Source organism: Microcystis sp. LE19-131.1A (assembly GCF_027532015.1).
GTDB classification, from domain to species: Bacteria; Cyanobacteriota; Cyanobacteriia; order Cyanobacteriales; family Microcystaceae; genus Microcystis; species Microcystis ichthyoblabe_A.
This window is the reverse complement of the sequence record NZ_JAPZSS010000184.1, coordinates 1-26,636: the sequence shown is the minus strand read 5'-3', so window position 1 is coordinate 26,636 and position 26,636 is coordinate 1. Positions and strand designations below refer to the sequence as shown.

General features: G+C 41.7%; 17 protein-coding genes. 8 read left to right on the top strand and 9 right to left on the bottom strand.

Going from position 1 to position 26,636, the window contains the following annotated elements; translation table 11 throughout:
- Positions 1-326: 326 nt before the first annotated feature.
- Positions 327-1,601 (top strand): O-antigen ligase family protein, encoded by a 1,275-nt coding sequence (locus O9323_RS14225; RefSeq protein ID WP_288125306.1) that lies wholly within the window; start codon positions 327-329, stop codon positions 1,599-1,601.
- 478 nt (positions 1,602-2,079) lie between these two features.
- Here the strand turns inward: O9323_RS14225 and O9323_RS14220 are convergent, their stop codons facing one another.
- Genes O9323_RS14220 through O9323_RS14200 form a run of 5 tightly spaced genes read right to left on the bottom strand, consistent with a single transcriptional unit; the run spans position 2,080 to position 4,978 of the window.
- Complete coding sequence (locus O9323_RS14220; protein WP_004158197.1) at positions 2,080-2,976, bottom strand: AEC family transporter; 897 nt, start codon at positions 2,974-2,976, stop codon at positions 2,080-2,082.
- A gap of 49 nt (positions 2,977-3,025) precedes the next feature.
- On the bottom strand, positions 3,026-3,601 hold the full coding sequence (locus O9323_RS14215; protein ID WP_004158198.1) for a Uma2 family endonuclease: 576 nt from the start codon (positions 3,599-3,601) through the stop codon (positions 3,026-3,028).
- A 4-nt stretch (positions 3,602-3,605) separates the two neighbouring features.
- On the bottom strand, positions 3,606-3,776 hold the full coding sequence (locus O9323_RS14210) for a hypothetical protein (protein WP_154663919.1): 171 nt from the start codon (positions 3,774-3,776) through the stop codon (positions 3,606-3,608).
- Entirely contained in the window at positions 3,763-4,071 is a 309-nt protein-coding gene (locus O9323_RS14205) for a nucleotidyltransferase family protein (RefSeq protein ID WP_024970637.1), read from the bottom strand. The genes O9323_RS14210 and O9323_RS14205 overlap by 14 nt, the downstream gene beginning before the upstream one ends.
- Before the next feature lie 46 nt (positions 4,072-4,117).
- The gene (locus tag O9323_RS14200; protein WP_149106674.1) at positions 4,118-4,978 is read right to left on the bottom strand and encodes a formylglycine-generating enzyme family protein; all 861 of its coding nucleotides are present in this window, start codon (positions 4,976-4,978) and stop codon (positions 4,118-4,120) included.
- Between the two features lie 408 nt (positions 4,979-5,386).
- On the opposite strand from O9323_RS14200, the gene O9323_RS14195 reads away from it, so the two are divergent.
- The 6 genes from O9323_RS14195 (at position 5,387) to O9323_RS14170 (ending at position 19,801) form a co-directional block, all read left to right on the top strand.
- The gene (locus O9323_RS14195; RefSeq protein WP_288125305.1) at positions 5,387-5,845 is read left to right on the top strand and encodes a hypothetical protein; all 459 of its coding nucleotides are present in this window, start codon (positions 5,387-5,389) and stop codon (positions 5,843-5,845) included.
- 506 nt (positions 5,846-6,351) lie between these two features.
- On the top strand, positions 6,352-6,810 hold the full coding sequence (locus O9323_RS14190; protein ID WP_130758221.1) for a hypothetical protein: 459 nt from the start codon (positions 6,352-6,354) through the stop codon (positions 6,808-6,810).
- 164 nt (positions 6,811-6,974) lie between these two features.
- Positions 6,975-10,739, top strand: coding sequence for a tetratricopeptide repeat protein (locus O9323_RS14185; RefSeq protein ID WP_288125304.1), 3,765 nt, complete (start codon positions 6,975-6,977; stop codon positions 10,737-10,739).
- A gap of 48 nt (positions 10,740-10,787) precedes the next feature.
- On the top strand, positions 10,788-14,498 hold the full coding sequence (locus O9323_RS14180; protein WP_288125303.1) for an FkbM family methyltransferase: 3,711 nt from the start codon (positions 10,788-10,790) through the stop codon (positions 14,496-14,498).
- Positions 14,499-14,502: 4 nt separating this feature from the next.
- Positions 14,503-15,288, top strand: a complete 786-nt coding sequence (locus tag O9323_RS14175) for a hypothetical protein (protein ID WP_288125302.1) — start codon at positions 14,503-14,505, stop codon at positions 15,286-15,288.
- A gap of 244 nt (positions 15,289-15,532) precedes the next feature.
- Positions 15,533-19,801 (top strand): hypothetical protein, encoded by a 4,269-nt coding sequence (locus O9323_RS14170; protein WP_288125301.1) that lies wholly within the window; start codon positions 15,533-15,535, stop codon positions 19,799-19,801.
- 606 nt (positions 19,802-20,407) lie between these two features.
- Here the strand turns inward: O9323_RS14170 and O9323_RS14165 are convergent.
- On the bottom strand, positions 20,408-22,834 hold the full coding sequence (locus O9323_RS14165) for a dynamin family protein (RefSeq protein ID WP_002740487.1): 2,427 nt from the start codon (positions 22,832-22,834) through the stop codon (positions 20,408-20,410).
- A 355-nt stretch (positions 22,835-23,189) separates the two neighbouring features.
- Here O9323_RS14165 and O9323_RS14160 point away from each other — a divergent pair, with 355 nt between their 5' ends.
- Complete coding sequence (locus O9323_RS14160; protein WP_288125300.1) at positions 23,190-24,818, top strand: DUF655 domain-containing protein; 1,629 nt, start codon at positions 23,190-23,192, stop codon at positions 24,816-24,818.
- 41 nt (positions 24,819-24,859) lie between these two features.
- On the opposite strand, the gene O9323_RS14155 is transcribed toward O9323_RS14160, so the two are convergent.
- The 3 genes from O9323_RS14155 to O9323_RS14145 all read right to left on the bottom strand — a co-directional run bounded on the left by O9323_RS14155 (position 24,860) and on the right by O9323_RS14145 (position 26,365).
- Positions 24,860-25,171: an MgPME-cyclase complex family protein gene (locus O9323_RS14155; RefSeq protein WP_002734125.1), complete on the bottom strand. Its 312-nt coding sequence runs from the start codon at positions 25,169-25,171 to the stop codon at positions 24,860-24,862.
- A gap of 67 nt (positions 25,172-25,238) precedes the next feature.
- A complete protein-coding gene (locus O9323_RS14150; protein ID WP_211569805.1) occupies positions 25,239-25,961 on the bottom strand; it encodes a pyridoxine 5'-phosphate synthase in 723 nt (240 codons plus the stop codon).
- A 59-nt stretch (positions 25,962-26,020) separates the two neighbouring features.
- Positions 26,021-26,365 carry a YbaB/EbfC family nucleoid-associated protein gene (locus tag O9323_RS14145; RefSeq protein ID WP_002733791.1) on the bottom strand — a complete coding sequence of 115 codons (345 nt, stop codon included), beginning with the start codon at positions 26,363-26,365 and terminating at the stop codon, positions 26,021-26,023.
- Positions 26,366-26,636: the final 271 nt, after the last annotated feature.

Here is a 26,636-nt window from a genome sequence, read left to right as displayed (position 1 = left end):
GGCGATTCCTAAACCTCACGATTTAAGTTTCTGCTTCCACCACCGTCGCATACCACAGTTAAAAAACCATGTACTGTCTTACACAGAGTCCACAGACTTTCGCCCCATTTCAGAAGCCCGATTCCGTGTGTCCCACGGTACGTTGACCGCCTATAGCTTCTTGTACTTGTTGCGCGCGACTTTTTACCCGGCCAAGCTTTTCTGGTCGGAACCCCCTAAGCCGAGTTTTCAAGGTGCTGCGCCGTCCACTTGGTTTTCGAGACTGGCCTTTTAATTCTAACGTAAAGCTAACCTAGAACGGCGGGGTTTCAGACCCAAAATTTCCGATGAAAAAGATTTTTTGTCAAGGGTGGGAGTGGAATTTAATACTTTTTTCAGTTTTTATTGCCATGGTCCTGCCGGAGTTGGCGGGTATCGGCATTATTATCGTCTTAATTAGGGTTTTTACCGGCAATTTTCGGGCAATTATCCAGTCACGTCTCAATCAAGGTCTCGGTATCGTCACTCTTTGGTTAATGATTAGTGCCAGTCTTTCCCCAACTCCGGGGGATGCTTGGATTGGTTTAGGAAATTTTCTGCCTTTTTTCTTCTTTTTTAGCAATATTCGGCAATTAATTAAAAAACCCTCTCAATTGCGTCAACTAGCTTGGGTGATGGTTATTCCGTCGGTTTGGGTAGTGGTGATGGGATGGGGACAAATTTTTCTCGGTTGGCAAAAACCGGAAGCATTAAAAGGGATTTTTACCTGGCCCTATGGGGTGGGGGGTGAACCGGACGGGCGGATGTCTTCGGTTTTTATGTATGCTAATCTTTTGGGGGCTTATTTATTAATAACTCTGATTTTAGCGATCGGTTTATTAATTCTAACTTGGCGGCAGTGGCACAGACAAAGAAATAACCTTTTAAATCTCAAAGTCGGGTTTTTAACTTTAACCATATTTATCGACAGTGTAGGGCTATTTTTAAGCAATTCTCGCAATGCTTGGGCCTTAGCCTTTTTAGGTTGCCTAATTTTTGCCCTTTATCTGGGTTGGAATGCCTTAGTCGCTGGTTTTGTCCTCTTGGGAGGGATGATTTCCCTTGCTTCTTGGGGACCAAATCCTTTCAGGGATAGTCTGCGTTTTTGGGTTCCTAGGGCGATTTGGGCGCGATTATCCGATGAAATGTTCCCCAATCGCCCTCTAGCTACTCTCAGATCAACTCAATGGCGTTTTACTCTAGAAATGACCCAAGAAAGACCCCTATTCGGTTGGGGATTACGCAGTTTTACACCTCTTTACGAAAAAAGTCAGGGATTATGGTTAGGTCATCCCCATAATTTATATTTGATGTTAATGGCAGAAACGGGAATTATTGGCTTAATTTTGTTGTCTGTTTGGGTGGGTTGGATTTATGCCCAAGGGGTGCGTTTATTTATCTTTCTACGGCAACAAAAAGCCGGGGGGGAGTTAATTATCTTTACCTATCTGGTGGCCTTTGGTGCTTGCGTTTTATTTAATCTCGTCGATGTCACCCTCTCCGATGTCAAGATTAATACTATTGTTTGGCTTCTCTTGGCTGCCATTGCCGGGGTGAGTCAAAGGTTAAATTATGAATTATGAATTGGGGAGAGGGGTGTGGGGTGTAGGGTGTGGGGTGTGGGAAGTGGGGAATTGGGGAAGTGGGGAAGTGGGGAAGTGGGGAAGTGGGGAAGTGGGGAAGTGGGGAAGTGGGGAAGTGGGGAATTGGGGAGAGGGGAGAATAAATAAAATAATCTCCTGAATAAGGGTGCATCCCACACTTGCAGAAATACCAACAATCAGCAATTATCAGTGACTCTTAAATTAGTACAAAAATATGAACAATCGCGTGTAAGCATCTCACAGTTAACCTAATGCGCGGGGGGTTTGGGGGGTAGAACCCCCCAAAAGCTTGGATTGAGTGATAAAACCGAAAGTAATGCCCAATTTTAGGAGAAAGTTTCCCCTTAAAAATCCCAAATTAGTAGATTTACCAAAATGAGATGCACCCCCTGAATACTGATAACTGACGACTGGCTCCCCAAAACGAAAACTTCGCACCTCACCATTAAGATAACTGCTATAAATAGACTTTTAATAACCAAAGAAAGAAAGGAATAGTCAGAAAACTAGCAAGGGTAGTGACCACAACTGTGCGGGCCATTAAAGCGGCTGAACCACCGAATTCTGTGACTAAAATGACGGTATTAACGGCGGTGGGCATGGCACTCTGTAGGATAAGAATTTTTAGATCCATACCAGTTAATCCTAAACTATTGCCGATCGCAAATGCCAAAAGAGGCGCGACTAAAAGACGCAAACCGGCCCCTAATAATTCTAATTTACCGATCGCTAATTTTTGCTGAGATAATTGAATACCTAGGATAATTAAAGCCAAAGGAATTGCCGCTTGTCCCAGATAGCTAATACTTTTATCTAATTGCAGGGGAAGATGAAAAGAGAAAGTTTGAAAGCTAATGCCGATAAAAATTGACCAGATTAAGGGCAAGCGAAAAACTAGGCGAAATCCTGAAAGAAAGCTTTTTCCTCGCAAATAAGCGGGACTAATACCAAATAACAGAATACTAGAACCAATCATATAGATTATCGCTCTTTCCAGTCCGGCCGCACCCAGGGCAAAACTAGCCACCGGTAAACCCATATTACCGTTATTGGGCATCACAGCGGCAGCCATGAGGCTTTTGCGGGTATCGGCATCGAGACTGAGACAATAGGCCATAATTTCGACGACAATCGCCATTACCAGTGAGATAAGAGCAAAGCCTAGGAGAATTAAACCGATATTGCTGCCGGATAAAGTGGTGCGATAGAGTCCATCAATCACCAAAGCGGGAGCAAGAATATACACCGTGATTTGGGAAAGGGAATGCACTTCAACAGTGAGAACTTTTCCTGCTATCACACCGATGAGGATGATAAAACCCACTGGAATAATAGCGGAGAGGATGACAAGCATTAATCAAGTAAAAAGTAAATAGTACATAGAAAAAAACTTATCTGATTTTTTAACAGATTTCTGTTATATCTTCATATAAAGATTCGATCGCACAGTGAAAATCGATACTAGCTAGATAAATATCTGCTCCTTTGCTGTAGGGATAAAGAACCCAGAATCCTTCATCATTGCGACGAAAACAATCCACACTGATGCGTTCTTGACTGATAAGAACGTATTCTTCTAAAGTTTCAAGGGAACGATAGTCGGCAAATTTATCGCCCCGGTCAAAAGCAGCAGTAGTGGGGGATAATACTTCTACAATCAAGCGCGGATAACGGATAAAATCTTCCGAGAAAGACTGATTATCTCGCGAGTCGCAAGTGACCACAAGATCGGGATAAAAATAACTATTAGCTATTTCTAGACGAACTTTCATAGCTGTGGCATAGACAAGACAACCACTACCCCGCAGCCGGTTTTTTAAAAGTGTGGCTAAGTTGATAATAATCATACCGTGGGCTTTACTTGCACCAGCCATGGCGTAGGTTTGACCGCGAATATATTCGTGTTTATCTTTAGCTATTCTCTCCGTTGCTAAATAATCTTCCGGGGAAAGATAGTTATGGTCAAAGTTAGCAATCATTTGGTTAAATCACCTTTATTTTCTCTAAAATCAATTCTAACTCTCGATCGAGGAGCGGTACATTTTTAAAAATTTTCTGACAAACACCTGCAAATTTTGCCAGCTGCTCGGCAAATTGTTGAGCTAATTGACCGGCTCGGACAATATCTAGTAAAAAAGCCTTATCCCGCCACATAAATCACTTGCGCTGTCTCTAAAATCTCTCGTTGACGAATCCAATTATGACTCTGCTCGATCGATTTTTTCGTTAGCAAATCAACTTTCCGTCCCAATAAATTCTCTAATTCCCGTTTCATCCTCGAAAACTCCAGAAGTCCCCAAGAAACACTATCTTGGAAACTGACCAGTATATCAATATCGCTATCTGGACGAAAATCTTCCCGCAAAACCGATCCGAATAAACACATTTCAGATATCTGCCATTTCTGACAAAATTCGCTGATTATTTGCTGGGGTAGTTCTATTTTCAATTTTTTCACCTCCCTGTCACCAGTAATCAGTGATCGGTTTTCAGATTTAAGGAGAATTATCGCTAACCACACGAAAACCGATATCATAGAGTCCAGCAGTAGCGAGAAATTTGACTCGGTAGGCCGAGCGACATTTGTTAGGGCCATCATTCCAGGAACCCCCGCGTAAAACTCGTCTGTCCCTATCTTCTATTGTGGCTGCTTCGTAGTTATCGCGCCAGTAATCTGCACACCATTCCCTGACATTTCCGTGCAAATCGTAGAGTCCGAAAGGGTTAGCGACGGCAAACATTCCTACCGGTGTGGTTTCCCTGCGATCGCATCCTAGGGAACCTTCCCCATAACGACCAGAACTGCACACTTTGCCGCCATAATCCCAGTCCACCCCGGAATAGTTGGCTAAATCCGTGGAAATTGTCGGGCCGAAGTGAAAAGGGGTGGATGTACCTCCCCGACAAGCGTATTCCCATTCTTTTTCTGCGGGTAAACGATAATTCAGTCCCGTGAGACGGGATAGGCGATCGCAAAATTCTACCGCTTCCCACCAGTTAATTTGTTCTACGGGGCGATCATAACCTTCAAAATGGGCCGGATAGGGATTAAGTTCAATATTTACTGGTTCTAATTTTGCCACCTCGCGCCATTGTCGTTGGGTGATTGGGTAGCGACTTAGACAAAAAGCCTGAATATTAACCAGAGATTGGGGACTTTGACTCAATTTCCAGCCTAACTCGCTTTTGGGCGCACCGATGAGGTATTGACCGCTAGGGATAGAAATCATTTCTAAAAAGGTTTTTTTGCTTAAAAAATATTTATAACCTCGATTAGTGACTTTTTCCCGTTTAATTTTCTCACCTTTGCCATTAACAGTGACCACTTCATCGATAAAATCTAACCATTCTTCCATTCTGCACCCCTCTATCGGTTATCGGTCGATCGGGTTAAGCTGCGAGCCTAGAAAAATCTCGAAACCTACCAGTTATAAGAATAACAAGACTTCGATCGATTACCCGAATCAACTCTTGCTGTTTTTTTCCTTACTAGAAAATTAGAAAAATGGTATAACTAAACACGGAAGTACCCCAGGTTGCGTCTAATTCATCAATCACAAAAGATACGTCCAATAGATCACTGACAGAACTAAAGTTTTGTGTAGTTGATCTTGACAGTAGCCAACCGTAGTAATATACAATGATGGGGGTTGGATACGTAACAATCCATACCAAAAAAACGAGGGCATTGAGACGACGAACCAAACCGTAAGCCGCCTCATGGCCTCAGAACCATATAACCCCTCTAAGGAAGGAAACAAACGATGAAAGCTTCTAACTACCAAGAAATCGCCAAAGCCGCTATTCTAGCTGGTGGTCTCGCCGCAGCTGGTGTATTGTCCGTTGGCGAAAGCGCCCAAGCCCAATTTATCGGTACAGCATCCCAATCCCGAGTGTCCGCCGCCGTCACTAGCATTCTCACCGATGGTAACGCTGCTGCTACCAATAGCTTTGCCGTTGAGCAAGTATTGCCTTCTGCCGATTATGTATTTACTGGTGCGGTCACTGTAACGCTGAGTTATGCTACCCAGAATATTAATGACCAAACCGTCGTTGCTATTGGGTCTGCAGTGCTTAGTGCCGTTAACGGGTCAAACGCAGGTCAGGGTTCAGTTGAGCGTGCCACTGCCGCCGCTATATCGGCAGCTTCTGGCCTAAGTCAGTTTGGAGATGTGTCTGGTATCGTCCGGGCTTGGACTGCTGGTACTTCCGTCTTAGATTAGTTGAAGTGGGTAACCCGTCTCAACCCGGGTGAAAAATACCACTTTGTAGCCACATACTACCCGAATTAACTCTTGCTGTTTTTTTTCGCTGGTAGAAAAGTGGTGCAGTTGCCCCCCAGGATTGCCCTGGGTGGCCTCTTTTTAATCGATCAATCGCAAGGGATAAGTCCAATAGGTGATTGACAGAGCCAAGAGTTCTGGGTGGTAAACCTTGACAGTGGCCAACCGCAGTTATCTATAGCTGATGACGGTCGAGTCTGTAACGATCCATACCAAGAAAACGCGGGTAAGCTGTACTGAATTTAAACTGCGCTATCGGAAATTTTGGTACAAATGCTCAAACTGCCTCTCCCCGCTCCCTTTCGGTTAAGCTCACGGACGAAGCCCGCTCCCCCGCAATCTTAACGAGTAATTGAGATAGTCAACAGCTTATCGAGACGACGAACTGAGCAATAGTCTGCCTCATGACCTCAAAATCATTGGCCCCTTAACAAAGGAGACAAACAATGAAGGCCTCTAATTACCAAGGAATCGCCAGAGGAGCTATTCTAGCCGGTGGTCTTGCCGCTGCGGGTGTATTGTCCGTTGGCGAAAGCGCCCAAGCCCAATTTATCGGTACAGCATCCCAATCCCGAGTGTCCGGTGCCACCACTAGCATTCTCACCGATGGCAACACTGCAGCCACCAATAGCTTTGCCGTTGAGCAGGTTTTGCCTGCTGCTGACTATGTATTTACTGGTACGGTTACGGTAACAGTGAGTTACGCTACCCAGAATATTAATGCTCAAACTGTTGTTGCTATTGAGTCTGCAACGCTTAGTGCCGTTAACGGGTCAAACGCAGGTCAGGGTTCAGTTGAGCGTGCCACTGCCGCCGCTATATCGGCAGCTTCTGGCAAGGGTCCATTTGGGGATGTGTCTGGTATCGTCCGGGCTTGGACTGCTGTTACTTCCGTCTTAGATTAGCAACAAGTCCCCTTTTTAAAGTCGGCGCTTCAGTGAGGGAATTGTTACCCTGGGCAAAGCCGAAGGGTAGGGGGAGAATTTTTTACTGATGTCACTCCCCAAACGTCTTCTGAGTGGTTGCCAATAACCTGAATCTTTCTAGCTCTGCGGATGCAGTCGTTGTAATGATCATATTCTGTAATCGTATTCCCTACTATCAAACCGCTTGGAGTTACCGAGTATTGGGTGAACTGTACACTCAATCGGGCCTCGATTTTCAGGCGGGGGTATTTCCAGATGCGGTGTCTCTTGACCGTTATTTAAGGTTACGGCAGGGAGAAGCTATCCCCCTTTTATTGCAGTTTGAGGTATTGGGGCAAGATGCCCTTCAGGAGATTCAACGGGAGGGGGCGTTAGTGGTCTATAGCCACGCGGATCCGCGTCAGTCCTTGGGCAACGCCATCACGGGTAGTCAAGAGACCGTTACCCAAGCCGTGGCCAAACAGTTGCAATGTCAGCCCCATATTTGGCTGCCCTTAGCCCATCGAGTTATTTGGTTAAAAGAAAAGGACATCAGGCAAACACCCCTAGGGCAGATAGAGGCTCTAGCCCAGTCCGTTGGGTTAAGGTTTAATAGCCAAGATTATCCGATCGAGAATTTATTAGATTTTCCAACCGAGTCTGCGCCTTGGCAGGAATATTTCACCAAAGAAGAGCAGTTATTAGTCCACTGTCTCTTTAAACCCTTGCTGCTATTCGGCGGAGATGAAACTGGCGAAACCTTCAGGGAAATATTTTTAAATTTGGTTAAAGAAATAAATTGGCAAACTTGGCTGGATTTATTAGCAACCCTACAAAAAGACGTTTGGAAAATATTACCCGATCAGCGGGAGCTAGTTTATCAAGCAATAAAAAATTCTTTGATCGATTCCTTTGCCGATTGCGGTTTAGGGAATCAAGGTGCGGAAATCGCCCACTATCTGGGCAATCAATTCACCCAGCAGGGTCATTTTGCTTTGGCTCAGTCTTGGTATCTCAAGGCGATCGAGTTAGAGCCTGAGCGTTACCAATCCTATTACAATTTGGGGGTTGTCAATGAAAAACAACAACAATGGCAATCGGCGATCGACTATTATCGTCAAGGGATTAGGTTGAATCCTCAATACGCTAAAGCCTACTATCGTTTAGGCTTAAATCTCAAACAGCAATTAATTAACCAGAGAGAAAACCTCGAAGAAGAGAAAAAGCAAGCAATCACCCTGGAAATAGGCGAATGCTTGACTCAGGTTTTAAATCTTGACCCCAATCATCCTAGTATCAAGTTTCAACTAGCTAAATTTTGGCAGGATCAAGGAGAATTAGCAAAAGCAAAAAGTCTTTTAACGGCGAAGGAATGGGAGTTATTGTCGGATTTTGTTGCCTATTTAATTAATACGGGTAATCAATGGGAGCGACGGGGAAAATTACTTCAGGCGCAAAACTGTTATGAGATGGCGTTGGAGTTTGAACCTTCGGCCATTGAACCCTTATTTAATCTGGCTCTCATCTTTCAACAACAGGACAAACTACCCGAGGCGATCGCCTATTATCGCCAAGTCTTAACCCTTGACCCTAATTACATTCCCGCGCTACAAAATTGTGGCATGGTTTTAGAAAAAATTGGTTATATTCACGAGGCGATCGCCTATTATCAAAAAGTCTTAACCATAGACAGTGACAATCTTTCGGCCCTGAAAAGTTTAGCCTCCTGTGCTGAAAAACTCGGTAAGATAGCCAATGCGGTCGATTATAGTCATAAAATCATGCAATTAGAGCCGCATGATTCTGTTAACCACTCATTTTTGTTGTGGTGTTTTGGCGCATTGACGATTGTTTCTCCCCAAGAGATTCTCGATAGTTCCTATCTCTGGTATATCTACCACGTTGTTAAACAGAGCCTTCCTACCCTCAAACGCCACTGGAGACAACCAGACCCCGATCGCCACTTGCGTATCGGCTATATTTCTCCTGATTTTCGTCGTCACTCCTGTAGTTTTTTTATTAAACCTTTACTAGAAAATCATCATCACGATCAGTTTGAAATATTTGCCTACGCCGAAGTGGAAAAAGGAGATCAGATTACTGAAAAAATCCAAGCGACCTGCGATCACTGGCGCTGTACTGTGGGTTTATCGGATCTAGAAGTAGCGGCGTTAATCCAAGCAGATCAAATCGATATTTTGGTAGATTTAGCCGGTCACACGACGGGGAATCGCCTCAAAGTGCTAGGAATAAAACCCGCCCCCATTCAAGCAACCTATTTAGGTTATTTTGCCACCACGGGTTTACCCACCATTGATTATTGGATTACCGATGAGAACTTACATCCTTTAGATACTCCCGAATTAACCAGTGAGACAATTTGGCGTTTACCCCGTTGTTATCTAACCTATGACAACTATCTCGACACCCCAGCGGTTTCGCCCCTACCTTTTGAAAAAACGGGTTTAATTACCTTCGGTTCTTTTAACAACACCAGAAAATTAACCCCTGAAACCCTTGATGTTTGGTGCCAAATACTGAAAGCCGTTCCTAACTCCCGTCTTTTCCTAAAAGCAATTCATCAGGCGGGGGTTGATCCTAGGGTTCAAGAGAACATCATCAATGACTTTACCCAACGGGGAATCAGTGCTGATCGACTGTTTATTCAGGGCAAGTTCCTAGACGATCAAGCACATTTTTCGTCCTACAATAATGTGGACATTCATCTTGATCCGTTTCCCTATGGGGGGTGTACTACCACCTGCGAGGCCCTGTGGATGGGAGTTCCCACCCTGACTTTAGCCGGGGGACGTAATATGGAGCGTTTGAGTGTCACCCTCTTAAAAGCAGTGGGTTTAGACGAGTGGATTGCGGATACTCCCGAAGATTATGTGCAGAAGGCGGTACAATTTGCTCAAGATACTGTCTATTTAGCCAATTTACGAGCTACGATGCGCGATCGCCTAGCTCAATCGGAATTGTTAGATGCCAAAGGAATGGCAGCGGCGATGGAGGAGGCTTATCGACAAATGTGGCAAATTTATTTAGAGGAACAAAATAAGGTTAATTCTCCTCCCCTTCCCGTGGTCCCAGAGGAGAACAGTGCGGCATATTATCACCAACTTGGAAGGGAAAAAACCCTTACGGGAGAATTGGAGTCAGCCAAAAACTTCTATCTCCAAGCGATAAAAGTAGATCCCACCTATGCCAAGTCCTATCATAATCTGGGCTTTTTAGCCGCACAACAAGGACAATTAGAGGAGGCGATTAGTTATTATCAACAAGCGATTCAATCTCAGCCTGATTATCCTAGCGCTTTTTATAATCTCGGCTTGGTCTATGAACAGTTAGAAGAGACAGAAAAAGCCATCGCTTGTTATTCTCATAGTGTGCAGTTAGATTCCACTAATGTGGAGGTTTATAAATCCCTGGCGCAACTGTATGATCGCCAAGAAAACTATGCCAAAGCAGAAAAATACTACCGTTGTGCCTTGCTGCTGCAACCCGATAACTTAGAATTGCGCTATAACTTGGGAGTCGTTCTCTACGAACAGAAAAAGTTTGATAAAGCAGTCAGTTGCTTCCAAAAAATTATTCAAGCCAAACCCCAAGATGCGATCGCTTATTTACACTTAGGAATCAGTTATAAGCAGCAAAAATTGTTAACCAAGGCAAAAAGTTGTTTTGAAAAAGCGATCGAGTTATATCCCGACTATGCGATGGCCTATTACAATCTGGGAGTGGTTTATAGCTGTCAACCTGATGAGAAGAAAGCGGTTGATTGTTTTCGTCAGTCCCTCCGCTGTGATCCCGCAAATAAATTAGCCCATACAGCACTTCTTTTTGCGCTGAGTGGTATTAAAGAAGTTAGTTCCGAGGAAATTTACGATGCTTCTTCTCGTTGGTATCGCAACAAAATCCAAACTTAAATATTGTCAATAGTTACAGTTGTTTCTATAATCATTAAATTTACTACCATGACTATCTTCTTACAAACGCTAAAAGCTCAACATTTTTTAGATAACATTCATATTACCATCGCCCAGATAGGTTCTCGAAAATTATCCGGGGCCGATGATTATAGTAGTCAATCGTGGGGAATTTTTGCCCCTAACTTAACTATCTATGGATTTGAGGCCGATGCTGATGAATGTAAGCGCATGAATCAGAATTTAAAGGAAAGAAATATCAGGCATCAAGAAAAACATATTCCCATCGCCCTTAGTAACATTCAAGGCAAATCCCAACTATATGTTACTAAAGAGAAAATGTGTAGTTCTCTTTATGAACCAAATCACAGCTATGTATCTCGTTTTCCCAATTTTCTCCCCGAATTTCTTACCCTAGACTATGTATCAGAAATAGAAACAACCACTCTGGATAGTTTTTGTGCTAGTGAATTAATTGATACCATTGATTTTCTGCAAGTAGATGTACAAGGGGCAGAATTAAACATTTTTCAAGGGGCGCAACAGATCATCAAAAACAGCACCTTGGCTATTCAAACCGAAGTTGAATTTGCCCCTATCTATAAAAATCAACCGCTTTTTGCTGACGTAGATAATCATTTACGGCAGCAAGGTTTTTTTCTTCAAGGTTTTAAAGGATTACATTGTATTTCCAAAAAATCTTTTCCTGTTGAGATTAAAGCGGGTATTCCTCAGTATCTTTCGGGACAACTGTTGTGGTCTGATGCCTTTTACTTTCAAGATTTACTTAGTCAACCTAGCTCTGTATCCCCGGAAAAACTATTAAAACAGGCTTGTATCGCGGACATATTGTACTTTCCTGATTATGCTTTAGAATTGCTGGAATATCTCACCGTCAATTATGGTTCTAATCCTCAATATAATTTCACAGAAGTAATTAATATTGGCCTATCGATCCTCAGGGGAAATACAAGTAATAATATGGCAGAATTGACTATCCCCCAATCAAATATCCCTAACCAAGGGTCTGCTGCCCAACACAAACTCAAAATTGGTTATGTGTCCCCTGACTTTAAACGTCATCCCGTGGGCAAGTTTATTGCCCCAATTATTAAACATCACGATCATCAAAAATTTGAAATTTATTGTTATGGAGAAATCCGCAAAGTTGATGAAATAACCGAAGAAATTAAGTCTTCTTGCGATTACTGGCGATCAACCCTCGGACTTACCGATGCTGAAGTAATCGAGCAAATTAAACAGGATCAGATTGATATTTTGATTGATTTAGCTGGTCATACAGACGATAATCGTCTGCCGATCTTTTTTAGCAAACCTGCCCCTATTCAAGCTTCCTACTTGGGCTATTTTGCCACGACAGGTATCCCTACCATCGATTATTGGATTACCGATCATCATTTACACCCCGTAGATACGGAAGAAAAAACCAGCGAGACGATTTGGCGACTCCCCAGATGCTATGTGGCTTATCAACCTTCCCCGGAAGCCCTAGAAGTCAATCCCCTGCCCGCTTTAAGTTCAGAATATATTACCTTTGGTTGTTTGAACAATTTTTCTAAACTTAATCCTTTCCTTTTATCCCTCTGGGCAAAAATCCTTCAGGCATTACCTCAGTCCCGTCTCATCCTCAAAAGCCACTATCATAATTTAGACGATACCGAAGAAAAACAAAGTGTTGAATTATTCCTGCAAGAACAGGGCTTTAATCTCGAACAAGTTGAATTAATTGACTCACCGACATTGGCTGAGGATTATTTCGCCTTATATCATCGTATCGATATTCACCTTGATACTTTTCCTTACAATGGTTGTACTACCACTTGCGATGCTTTGTGGATGGGGGTTCCGGTTTTAACCCTTGCTGGCGATCGTAAAATTCAACGGATGGGAAATAGTCTCCTACAGGCGATCGGCTTAGGGGATTGGATCGCTCATAGTCCCGAAGAATATGTTAACAAAGCTATTACTTTTGCCCAGGATCTAGAGGCGATCGCTCAATTACGAACTAGCTTAAGAGAGCGTTTTCAAAAATCTCAACTAGGAGATATAGAAGGTTTAACTCTAGCCTTAGAAAATGCTTATCAACAGATGTGGAAAAAACTAGAACAGGAAAAAATACAACCATTAGAGTCTGGTGATCAACAAATAAGCGCAATGCGCTCTCAAACAGAGACGCAAAGTCCCCTCAATTATTACAGTCAATATGTGCAGAAAAATTGCCCTCAAATGACCTCAGAAGCGTGTGATCAACTTTTAGCTTTTGCTGATAATACTAACTGGAATCAACCCACTACGCTCAGAGAATGGAACAATGTAGCAGTTATTATGCTTATTGAGGCAGAAGAGACACAAGATATTGCCTTTCGCAAACAACTATTAAACAATGCGATAGCGGTTTTGGAGCAGGGAAAAGCCCATCCCTTAGCCGCCGTCCATTTAGCGCTGATTTATAGTCTAATAGGCGATTACAGCAAAGCCTATGTTTTAGCTTATTCTGTTTTTGTCGGTATTCTTGATCCTGCTTTTAGGAAAACCGCTTCAAACAAAGGACTTGTCTATTTACCTTCCACCGCCCGTACTTTATTAAACAAAGCTGAATATTTAGAGAAAATTCTAGCAGCCGAAAACTGCTACGAGCAAATATTATTTTTATGTGCCGAAGTTCTTAATCTATCTCAACCCTACTTTTACAACGCTTCTGGGCAAGATACCCTACAATTAATCTCTCAATCCCTTGCAACATCTCCCATCGTACAGTTACAACTGGGAATTGCTCGTTTTTGTGGGCAAAAATGGGATGGTATTTTTTACCTGCTCAAAGCCCATCAGATTAATCCCAATTACGCACCCTCAATACAAGCTCTTTATTTGGCTTATCGTAACTTACCGGAAGCAAAAGCGGCAGAATATTGGCTTCAGCAAGGGGTCACTCATTTTAACCCCAACTCTCCCGATGTGGGAGAGTGGATTTGGACCCAAGCCAGACCGGAAAATCCTTTTACTTATGTTCCCTATGATAATCTCATTCTGACAGTGGAAGCTAACTTAAAAAGTATTACCACTGCTGTTTTACTCGCCCAAAAAGATTGGTTTGAAGCGGAAATGGAATTGTGGCGTACCCAAATCCGTCCTGATATGACCGTTATTGATGTGGGGGCAAATGTGGGAGTTTATACCTTTAGTGCTGCTCAAAGGGTGGGAGAAACAGGTAAAGTCATCGCTATCGAACCATTTAAAGCTTGTGTAAACTGCTTACAAGAAACAAGCCGTATCAATCAACTCCCTTGGGTTAAAATTTACGAGGCGGCGGCCAGTGATTATTGTGGTTCGGCGAAACTATCTCTCCATAATGCCAGTGAGTTAAATGAAGTTATCAGCGATAATTCCCCTAATTATGATTTGGCTAATACTGTAACTATTCAATGTTTAACCCTTGATAGTTTAATTGAAACAGAAAACCTGACGAGGGTTGACTGGTTAAAAATAGATGCCGAGGGACATGAAATAAAAGTTCTACAGGGAGCAGAACGTTTATTGACAGAATTTAAGCCCAATATTATCTATGAAAATATTGCTGGAGCCCACGGTAGCAATGGTGCTATAATGGAATACATCCAAGCAAAGGGTTATCAGGTTTACAGTTATCGCCCATATATCCAGGAATTAGTTCCTGTGACCGATGCCAACCAGCTAAACAGTCAGTTAAATTTAATTGCTGTTTACAATCCAAACAAATGACAGCATGATTCCCTTGTCAACAATTAAAAATGAGGCTAACAAAATGAAAACTCTCAGCAGACTCAACTCCAAAGAATCAGCACTAACTGTCTTAGTTATTGTTTCACAAATTTTTCTCGTTAATCATCGGGTAATTGCCCAGTCAATTCCCCGAATTTCTATTCCAGGTCTTGCTACTCCTGTTATTCCCGTAATAACCCCAAATGTAGCAATTCCGACGGTAAACGTAACAACAACAACAAATAATATTCCTGCCACCAGCCTCAGATCTCAACCGATCATTCCGACGGTAAACGTAACAACAACTGATAATATTCCTGCCACCAGCCTCAGATCTCAACCGGTCATTCCGACGGTAAACGTAACAACAACTGATAATATCCCATCTACTTCCCTAATCAATTCTCCTACTCCGGTAATTCCGACAGTAAATGTCACATTTGATGATAAGGGTGTTCCTACTACTGTGTTAAAACCCCTTACTTTTTCTGTCACAGGAAGCGAAGATAATCCTAGTAGTTTTCTTTCTGTTATTAATAACAACGGAACGCCAACCGAAACGACCGGAGTTGTCAACACAAGTACTCCTACAAGTATTACTATTCCACAACCGACACCAGCTAATGGTGAGCTTGTCACGGTATCTACAGTTAATGTAGTTTTTCCATCCAGTCAAACAGCGACGGGGATAACTTCTAGTTTTAACAATTCATTCGGCGATATTTCCAACCCATTTACAATTCAGTCATCAACTTTAACTGTTAATTTCACGCCTCCGGTTTTAGACTAGGATGACCAGTGATAAGTAAGTAAGCCCAATGGCTTTCGGAATATCACGGGCGGAGACGTTCCAGTGTATTAGATTGTGGGCGCAAAGAACCTGCGCCCACAAATGTGGGGCGTGTGTTTTATGTAGGGGCATAAAACACACGCCCTCCTCTAGATAACCTTTTCGGTAATGATTTGGTAGTAGTGGTGAGCCGTATTGCTTATCAGATAGGGAGTGAGTAAAATATTTATCTTTCTGAATCTCGATGACAAAGCGAACGAATGAGTCTCCGAATCACCTCTTTGTTTTTGTGATTTTGTCGGGTTTAGCTATTAGCTCAACCCCCTTTATTTTGTTATTTTATGATGCTCATGAATCGTTATTGGTTAACGGGCAGGTCAAACGCTTTAGTTCAATTATACTGTATGTTGATCATCGCTACCAATCAAGCGATCTTTTGTTTGGCAAATTTGACCCGCTCCCATTGGTTAACTGGCAAGCCATAGAAGCTAAACTGTTGCAATGGTTTTATCCTTCTTTGTGTTCTGCCCAAAATCAGGCTCTGACTTCTGATTCGGGGCAAATCTTACTCGATCGATCGTCCGAACAAATCCTCGATGTTAAGGGCGTGTCTCTTACGATTGCGGCAGCATCGGCGAACCGAGAAACCCAATCTCGTCAAGAGACCATTCAAGTCGCTGAAACAGAAAAAACCGTTTCTTCTGCGTCAGCTGGGTCTCTGAATCTGTCTGATCAACCGTCAGCCAAAGATGAGTCAGATTTATTTGAGTTCCTGACCCGGGGACAATATCACCGTCGGGCTGAAACGGATCAAGGGTCGGCTGTGACTGTAACTATTGGTTCCTCCTCACCGAGCTTTTCAGAGAATATCTCTAAACACTCCGAGCAGTCTCCCACGGAGTCGTTATTAGTAACTCAAGCTTTTTCCGGGGAGAATCTCTCGGGAAAAGCGTCAGATTTAATGCCAGTGGACAGTCAAACACCGGATCAGCCCCATTCTCCAAATTCCGCTTCAACCGGGTCTCTGAATCTATCTGATCAACCTTCAGCCAAAGATGAGTCAGATTTATTTGAGTTCCTGACCCAGGGGCAATATCACCGTCAGGCCAAAACGGATCAAGAGTCGGCTATGACTGTAACTACTGGTTCCTCCTCCCCGAGCTTTTCAGAGAATATCTCTAAACACTCCGAGCAGTCTCCCACGGAGTCGGTATTGATAACTCAAGCTTTTTCTGGGGAGAATCTCTCGGGAAAAGCGTCAGATTTAATGCCGTTGGACAGTCAAACCCTGGATCAGTCTCTGCCCCATTCTCCAAATTCCCCTTCAACTGGGTCTCTGAATCCGTCCGATCAACCGTCAGTGGAGGATGACTCGGATTTGCGTCAGTTCCTTACCCAGGGGCAATATCACCGTCAGGCCAAAACGGATCAAGAGTCGGCTGCAACTGTAACTATTAGTTCTTCCTCACCGAAGGTCATTACTCAGATTCCCGCTCAAGAATTTTTCTTACCAAATACTCGTTTAGCTACCTTTACCACTTTTTCTACGCCGGCAATAATTGATACCTGGGAAATTCCCACCACCACCATCAAACTGGAGATTGATTCTTCCGGCGATAGGTCGATAGCTCAGATTCCCGCTCAAGAATTTTTATCGGCAGATACTCAGTTAGCTCCCTTTACTATTCCTGCTACGCCGGCAATAATTGATATATTGAATGACTTAGAATTAAATCAAAATATCATTAACGCACCTGTTTTTGGTATAGTTACATACAAAGAAATTAGCCAACTAAATTTAGCACAAACTGGAACCTCAGATTTTTTTATTCCCAAAGATGTACCCACTGTTCCAGTTCCTCCAGTTCCAGAAATTATTAAACCAGAGGAAGAAGTTCCCAGTCAATCCCCGTTAACTGAGGAACAATTGAAAATTAAAGATATTGCCGTCAAGAGTTTTCTGGAAAGTGTTGCGGTACGCTATCCTTTTATTGTTAATACCAATGACTTACTTACAATAAACCCCTACGAATATAGGCCAACTATTCTTAATTTTTATGTTAATCTTACTTTTGATTTAGATCAATATTCCCTGGGTAATCAATTAAATTTTAAAGAGTTCAATGATCCTGTACTTAAAAACTTTAATTTTTCTTACTATCCAAATAATCAGCAATTTTATTGGCTTTATAATAACAATGTCGTGATTGAAACAAATGGCTTTCATGGCAACATCAATTATCAGGGAAACGTTATTACTCAAAAATCTCGACAGACGGCAATTTCCACGATCCCATTTTTCGGAGTTCAGACAGTCTTTGCCCTACCTCAAGCATTTGAAAGTGCTAGGGGTTTTGAAAAAGATAATAACAACTTAAATATTACTAGCGGTGCTGTTGAGGTTGTTTCTCCTCAAGGTGTGCCAGGTGTTCCTCAAGTAGTTTTTAATATTAACGGAGAGATTGAGGTTGTTAGTTTGGATGACACTCGTAAAGCTTCAACTTTTACCGAACAGGGGGGAGGTTCTTATTTCGGTAACTTAGATGCAGAAAATGCTCCCAAATTTTTACAAGGGTTTCCTACTATTAACTTTCAAGGTTTATTAGACAATAAAGTCAGATTGCAAATTGGGCAAAGAATTCCCCTGGAAAATTTAGCCAAAATCGGGGTTACAGTAGGAGATTTTTTCACAACGGCGGGGTTTAACTTCAATCAGTCTTTCAGTTCCTTACCCGGGGTAAAAACCTTACAATTTGACAAAGGATTTGAGGATCAATTGTCTCGAATTTATGCTAGTGCGTTAAATCTTGATAGTTCACAATTGCAGAATAATGATATTGTCGCTTTGATGAGCAATCCTTTTTTAACTCAAGAGCAGCGAGATTTTCATTACCTGAATTCTCTTATCTGGTATAGTGGCGGTCAACGAGCGCCCGAAATTACGACTCGTTCTTTTGAGCCAGAAACTCATAATTGGTATCGTTATATTTTCAATTATTCCCAGAATCGAACTCTTCTAAAATATCACCCTGAAAAAGTTGAATTAAGTTATACAAATGTCTTTGCTAATCCTGGCGTTTCCCTAACTGTATCTCCCTTTTTGAGTGATGTAGATGAGAGACAAATGGTGAATGCTACTTTGGGTTTAGCTTTGGGGGGGCTATTTTACTTACTCAACCCGAATGATATTAATGGTGCTCTAACCATAGCCAGACAAAAGTATGAAGAGAATCAAGCTCCCGAGTCTTTTTCTACTCAATCCACCTCGGCTGATAGAAGAGCAATGAACCTAAGATTAAATAATAGTCTTCAGAATGCAAACCTTGTTAGTCAATTAAATCAAGTATCTGGTAGTTATACAATCACAGATCATGTTACTCCCAATAGTTCTCTGCTTTTTCAATTGCGTACTGGTACTTATCAAAGGGCGGTTCAATTTTTTAGTCGAGAAATTGGTGAATGGACTCCGGAAAGTCCTCTATTCTTTTCTGTAATATCTCCCAATGATTTTGGACCCTTAGCCTATACTGGTGTTAATGTCCCCATTGAATTTACGAATATAGAACCTTTGAATCGTACAAGTTTTGCTTTTATAAAAATTCAAAATGGCGAGGGAGATGTATTGCTCAAGCAACAATTGGCAGTACAATCCGAGGCTTTTACTGCTCTTCCGATTGTCGGTCCTGGGAAAGCCGCCGACATAGAATTTGGCAGAATAGAAATTAGTCGATTTCGTCAAAGAGAATTTGAAGATACGTCCTACATCGGTTATTTGTATTTACCCGCTTTGGAGTTTATACTCTCCGGTACAAGCAAGGGTTTCAGCTATAGTTTATCCCTGGGAGCTTGGACAAATTTATATCCTCAATCTTCTCCTCAAATTGATGAAAATATTTCCGATCTCCAGGAAAAAACAGTTGGAATATTTTCCAGTATTAACTTAAGGTGGAATTTTAATAACATTTGGTATAATAAGAACAAACAATGGGAGACAATTATTAGTAATTCGCCATTTGTCAATTTTAGTTGGAATAGTAGTCCTAATCGTTTGAATATTTCCAGTGCCAATTTTGGTAATGTTTTTCAGTTCGTGAGACAAAATTGGAATCTGACTTGGTTTAGTAACTTTAGCTTCAGCCCTCAAGAATTAAATGCGGCAGCTCCCAAGTCTAGTCTTGGGAATATTTCCTATTTTAGTTCTCTTAATTTTTCCGAGTCTTCAGGATTAAATATCATTTTTCCTATTTCGTTTGGCGATAAAGTTTTTTATTCTGTTGAGGCAACTTATCCCATTATTAAAGATCAAAAACTTGGTAGTACGAGACTAGGATTTTATTATAGTAACTATTCCGTCGCTACTCGGGGTTTTGATAACCAATTTGAAGATCCTAACTATGGCTTGGTAATCAAATACAATAATCCTTCATCTTTGCTCTCCATAGAAGCTTATCTGGGTCATAGTGATTCTGGTTTTAGGGGTCGAATTCAATCTAGCATAAACTTTAAGTTCTAATTAGGGTCTGCTGAAAAAGTACGGGCGAAGCATTCGGATAGAAAATCTCCGGTTTCACCGATAGGTTATTGCCCGAATGCTTCGCCCCTACGGGACGCGGGCCGATGAAGACGCAAGGTTTTGAAGCACGATTCTCTCAAAATCTGGCACCTGTTTCGCCAGAAAAGCCACAAAACCCTTACCTTGCCTACATTTCACATTTATTGATCAAACCCTAATTAAGGGTAATGATCAAAACTGCCTAACCGCACATTCTTCTACCAGATACAAAGGACGACATAATTCAGTTATACTGTTAACATGACCAGCCAGATTACTGCCTAGAATCGGGATTGATTATGGCTCTTCGGTTTGTGTTATGCAATGGACGGGGGTTATAAGGGATGGAACCCTTATATAGAAAGTCATTTAGCGATTTTTGTCAATTGTTTTTTATCTAGAGCGAACTAATCAATTAAGTCTCTTGCCAGATAAGGATTTAGTCGATCTATGCCCCCCTATCGAACCATAACAAGTAACGAAGAGCCAGTATAACTTACATTTTTTACTCAAAGACAACGCCAATTCACACTGGAATTGGTGCTTCATGCCGATAATTTCCCCATATTAATTGCTGGAGTGATTAACAACTTCAGGGGCAATCTCTAATTCTTGTTCACCAATGACAGGTAAATGATTTTTCTGTAAACCCATAGCAGTTAAACAAGTATTGAGAGAATTTATTGCTTGGTTATAATTCTCAATTTTTTGGTTAATTTCTTCCTGTTTGTGGGCATTATTCGCAATTTTTTCTGCCGCTTCCTGTTCTAAGGTTTGTTCTAGATAAGAACGAGCTTGATTGAACTGTTGTAGAATAGTATCGGCTTGTTTTTTTGCCATTGGTATCAATTGATTTTTCAGAGTATTATTAATAGTTTGACGGAAGTTTTTCTGAATTGTCGCTGATACTTTTGGCTCAAAATCTAACTTAAGTAATTGACGAATAGCAGGTTCAGCATCAAGAATACTTTCACAGTCATAACCTTGGGCAGTTTGTTGGACAGTTTGCCGAAATTGAAAGATAGAAAAAGTGCCTTCGTTGTAAAAATTGTGATTTTCTCTTACATAGCGATCGCACTCTGTTCTCGCTTCGGAAACTAAGGCATGAATTAACTGATCTTCTAGCTGTTTTAGCTGATTTTCTATGCCACTATCGTTACCCAATAAACGATAAATTTGCCGATAATAATCACCTTGCCTTACCGCATCTAAAAGACGCTGACAAAAGCGACTAATTAAACTTGTTGACTCCTCAATCAACACATCTTCTAGCTGGTTAGACAGATAATAAAAAGCTTCTACCAATACTGCTAATAAAGGTGCTGTAGCATTGCGGGGATGGGTTAAAGTCGCTTGTGAGTAAGCATTTTTGACAGAAAAAGTATTTAATAACTCATCCAATCTTGATACCATTCTCGCTTTCAGTTTCTTAAAGTCTTCCTCAAAGTTTTCATCGCTATTAACCACGATAGCATTGACATAACCATCGATATGTTTAGTTAATTTCTCTCCCACTTCTTTTAACTCTTGATTGAGGTGATTTAACTCCAGAGCTTTCATCGCCTCAATTTCTCGTGGTTGACTTTCTAAATCACGATAAATCCCTTGATAATGATTTTTCAGAGTAATGCAGAGAGATTGTAAATCATCGGCTAAATTAGCAAACAATTGCGGACGTTTTTCTTCGGTGAGATAACGAGTAATTGCCGTGCGAAATTCTGCGATACCGCTATCAGCAATTAACTGCTCTAGTAAAGGAGTTCCCCACTCACTTAAAACTCGGAAATAATTTTTATTGGGAGTTTCATAACCGTGGATGGAAACTTTAAAGGGAGTTGCCAGTAATTTACCGGAGTTGGCACAATAGTTATTAAACTCGCTGACAAATTGCGGTGTTTCTTCTTGTCCTCCTAAATTTTTGACACTTTCGGCAAAGATAGAATCTAAACCATAACGCTGATTAATATTGGTTTGATTTTTCACCTGATACCCATAAAATCCTAAAAGTCCGCTGGTTTTGTAGAGGCGGGAAGTATCACGAAATTGCGTTTGAATCAGGTTTTCTAAACGTTGTTTTAGTTGGGCTGCGTACCAGGTTTCATCAATGCGGTTAAAAACATAAAAAACTCGATCACGAATACCAGCATTAGAGCGAATTTTTTCGAGTAATTCCGTTTCTTCTGTGGCTAATTCTCCCGCAGAAGCAGCCTTTAAAACACAAACCACTGCCGAAGTATCAGGATGCTCTATTTTACGATAGGCTAAGGCGGCATCTTTTTTGACTGGGGCATCAATACCGGGCAAATCTACCAAAACGTTACCATCTTTAAGGAGAGGATGATGACAGTAATATTCTAGACGTTTTAAGACGGCACTATTACTACCACGACGGGCAAAACTGGCCGCTTCTGCTAAATTAGAAAAGTGAAATTGTTCCATGGAATAGGTGGCATTATGCAGCGTATGGATTCGCTCACGATTTTGAGTAAATCCTTCAATTAATAATTTTAAACCCTGAGCTTGTTTAGCTCGCTCGGATTTGCCTTCTCCCCCTTCCTGTTCGATAATTTTTTGACAGTATTGGTTTAACTGACTACAGTATTCCGGGGAATTAATGTTACTGGGATTGGTTAATTGCAGATTTTGACAGACGGTATCGACTAAAGTACGAATTTCTACTTCGCTGAGAAAGGTTAAAACCACTCTTTCCTCATCAGCTTCTGCGTACTCAATATAACATTCTGTACCCGTTGCGTGTCCTTCGGCACTATAAAGCAATTCTCGCTCTAAAAGTGCATTGATTAACATTGATTTCCCCGCACTAAAAGCACCAGCGAAAACGATTTCAAATTTGGGAGAAATGGCTTTTTGTAGGGCGATTTCTATCTTGCTGGTATCCTGTTGATTGCGGAGAGAGGATTCGCCTTTTAATAGTTCAATTATACTGTTAACATTACCAGCCAGATTACTGCATTGGGGTAAAAGTTCAGTCATGGTAAAACCCAGATCTAGAAGAACAGTGCTATTGTTTCCCAGATTATAACAAAATTCACTAACTAGATGTCAGATCTTTGGTCGGCGATTTAAGCAATCAAGGACAAAGTCATCGTCTTCAATCTAGAATCAGGATTGATTAAGTAGTTGGACAAAAGTAAAGTTAACTGTGGGGTAAGGAGTCAGTAGTCAGTAAGAATTGCGGCAATTTACATTTCTTAAGATAGACAACAGAATTTATGTCCGACTACTTATAATCAATTTAGTACATACTGATTGCCGAGAACCTCCTTAGGTAAAAATTCTCTCCTGACTCCTCCTCAATCCTAGTACAATGATAATTATATGGGCAAAAATGGCAATAGATAAATTGAGATTAAAAAAAATTCAGCCGATGAGACAGTTAGGATTTTTGTTAGGAACAGTTTTTCTTTTGGGTGGCTGTCATTCTCTCAATGCTATCCAAAATCGTCCCCAACCCTTGCCCCAAGATCAATATATTCAAGTCTATTTTAATTATAATCAGGCCCAGGGTTCAAATTATACCGATCCCTATCGCCAAATTAATCGTCCAGGGGATAATTTAGAACAGATTATTATTGATAATATTAACTCGGCAAAAAGTTCGATCGATCTAGCGGTGCAAGAGTTACGTTTACCCGCCATCGCTCAAGCTTTAGTTGCTCGTCAGCAGCAGGGAATTAAAGTTAGGGTTATCCTCGAAAATATTTACAATCAACCTATTCATAGTTTAGCCAAAAACCAAGAACAATTAAGCGATCGAGAACAGGAACGTTATCAAAATCTTTTTGATTTAGTTGATCTAAATCGAGATGGTAAATTAAGTGCAGAGGAAATCGCCCAAAGAGATGCAATTACTATCCTCAAAAAAGCTGGTATTCCCCTAATTGATGATAGTGCTGATCGCTCCAAAGGGAGCGGTTTAATGCACCATAAATTCATGGTTATTGATAATCACACTACTTTAATCAGTTCGGCTAACTATACCTTAAGTGATATTCATGGAGACTTTTCTAATCCCAAAACTGTCGGGAATGCCAATCACTTATTAGTAATTACTAATCCCCCACTAGCTAGAGTTTTTCAAAAAGAATTTAATCTGATGTGGGGAAGGGAAGATCGGCCTAAATTTGGGTCAGATAAACCCCAGAGAAAACCGCAAAAAATTACTATCGGTAATAGTAGTCTGACGGTGAAATTTTCCCCCGATTCTATCACTTATCCCTGGGCAATTACTAGCAATGGTCTGATCGGTGAAACTTTAAATAAAGCTGAAAAATCCGTGAATTTAGCCCTGTTTGTCCTGACGGAACAGCCTTTAGCTAATATTCTCGCCCAACGACATCAAAAAGGCATAGAAATTAAAGCTTTAATTGATCCTAGTTTTGCCTTCCGATACTATAGCGAAGGATTAGATTTATTAGGAGTTGCTCTCAGTAATAAATGTCGTTATGAACTAGATAATCAGCCTTGGCAAAACCCAATTAATACCCTAGGAGTTCCCGCTCTAGCCCCGGGAGATAAATTACACCATAAATTCGGTTTAATCGATGATAAAATTGTGATCACTGGTTCTCATAATTGGTCAAAAGCTGCTAACCACCAAAACGATGAAGCTTTAGTTATTATCGATAATCCCACTGTTGCCGCTCATTTCGATCGAGAATTTCAATATCTTTACCGTACCGCTAAATTAGGACTGCCGGAAACTATTAAAAATCGGATCGAACGGGATAGAAAAAACTGCCCCCAATCCGTAACAGTTAAAAGCGATCGCTTAATTAATTTAAACACCGCCACCAAAGAAGAATTAGATACTTTACCCGGTATCAGTGGCAAATTAGCCGAAAAAATTATCGCAGCCCGGCAAGAAAAACCCTTTACTTCCCTAGAAGATTTGGATCGAGTATCGGGAATCGGTAAGGGAAAAATTAACAAGCTGCAAGGCAAAGTTAGCTGGTGATGATTGTCTCGTCTGTATTTTTTGCCCCAGTCCAAAAGGGACTATTTTAACGGATCGGGAATACTATCGGAAGGAGCCTCAAACTGTCCAGTAATCACGTATTCTAGACGCAATTTCAGCCAAGTAATAAACTGTTGATTGAGAGAAACAATTGCCGCTGCTGGTTGGGGAGTTTTCTTTTTGATATCGGCAAAAGCGGGGGTATCTAAAAAAGCTGGATTGGCAATTAACCAAAAATCAATTTCTTGACCTTTTTCTTGGTAATTCCTGATTCTTTCCTTCAAAACTTCCTTTTCGATCGCTTCTTCTTCTAAAAACTTTTGACTGGCTACCAAATAATAATAAGTTGTCATCATCTTTCCTTTAATTTTTCAGTGTAATTGTTCCCTAGTCGGGAGATTAGCTGATAGCTGATGGCTTTTACAATTGTCCACGCATAGCCAATTTCATTTCCCTAACAGCCCGTTCCAACCCGACTAAAACCGCACGACTGATAATTGTGTGACCAATGTTCAATTCTTCCATATTGGGCAAACAGGCGACGGCATAAACATTCCAATAGGTCAAACCGTGACCAGCATTCACCCGCAAACCCAGAGAGGAAGCGTATTCACAACCTTCTTTAAGAATTGTTAATGCCGCTTGACAATCGCTCTCCTGTTGTGCTTCGGCGTATTGACCAGTGTGGAGTTCGATAAATTTCGCCCCCGTGTTAGCGGCCGCTTGAATTTGGGCAAAATCGGCATCAATAAACCAACTAACGGGGATATTAGCCGCTTGTAGGCGCTCGACAACCTGACAAAAACGGTTAAAATTGCCCAGCATATCGATCCCCCCTTCCGTGGTCACTTCCTCGCGCTTTTCGGGGACAAGGGTGACATAATCGGGTTTAAGATCGAGAGCAATGGCGATCATTTCCTCCGTCGGGGCCATTTCCAGATTCAGATGAGTCCGCACCGTTTGCCGGAGAATCCGCACATCGCGATCTTGGATATGACGACGATCCTCGCGCAAGTGAACGGTAATACCATCAGCACCGCCGATTTCAGCCAAAACTGCCGCCGCCACGGGATCCGGTTCCACGGTACGACGCGCTTGGCGAATTGTGGCCACATGGTCGATATTGACACCCAAAGTCAGCAAAGTTGAACCTCCTTGTTTGTTAGTCCAACTTTCCATCTTACCATTGCGGTCAAAAGCGATTACATACTGGAGATATTTAAACCCATGGTCAGTTCTTCCATTTTGCTGCGCATAGTTTCCGTGGAGGCATCATAGGCGGCTTTCATGGCTTCTAGAATAGACCCAGCCACAATCTCCAGATCTTGGGAGAGGAGAGAAGGGTCGATTTCAATACCCCGGGGTTCTTGGTTGCCACTGAGATAGACTGTCACCAAGCCATTCTCACTCTGGCCAGGAATTTCCATAGTTTCCAGTTCTTCTTGCAGAACTTTGGCCCCTTGTTGCACCTGTTGCGCTTTTTGGAAAGCGTCTTGTAGTTCTTTAATCTTACCGAGACCGAATCCGAATCCTTGTCCTTGTGCCATGATGTTTTTTTTGTTTAAGGGGTCACTCAAGGTTTTTATTGTACTGCTTAAGGTGAACTGGGGTCAACTTTTGGCCATTGGAGGACGATCAAAGCTCTGCAATCGGGGGACGACCATCGGCTTTTGCCTCTGATATACTTTGCACGGCTGCAACTTGCATTTTTTACTCAAGGACAATAGTATAGTTTAAGAGTCATAATTAGAAGCAAAGCACTCATTAAAAACATGATTAACCTAGAATTCACGGAAGAAGAAAAGAACTCACTGTATT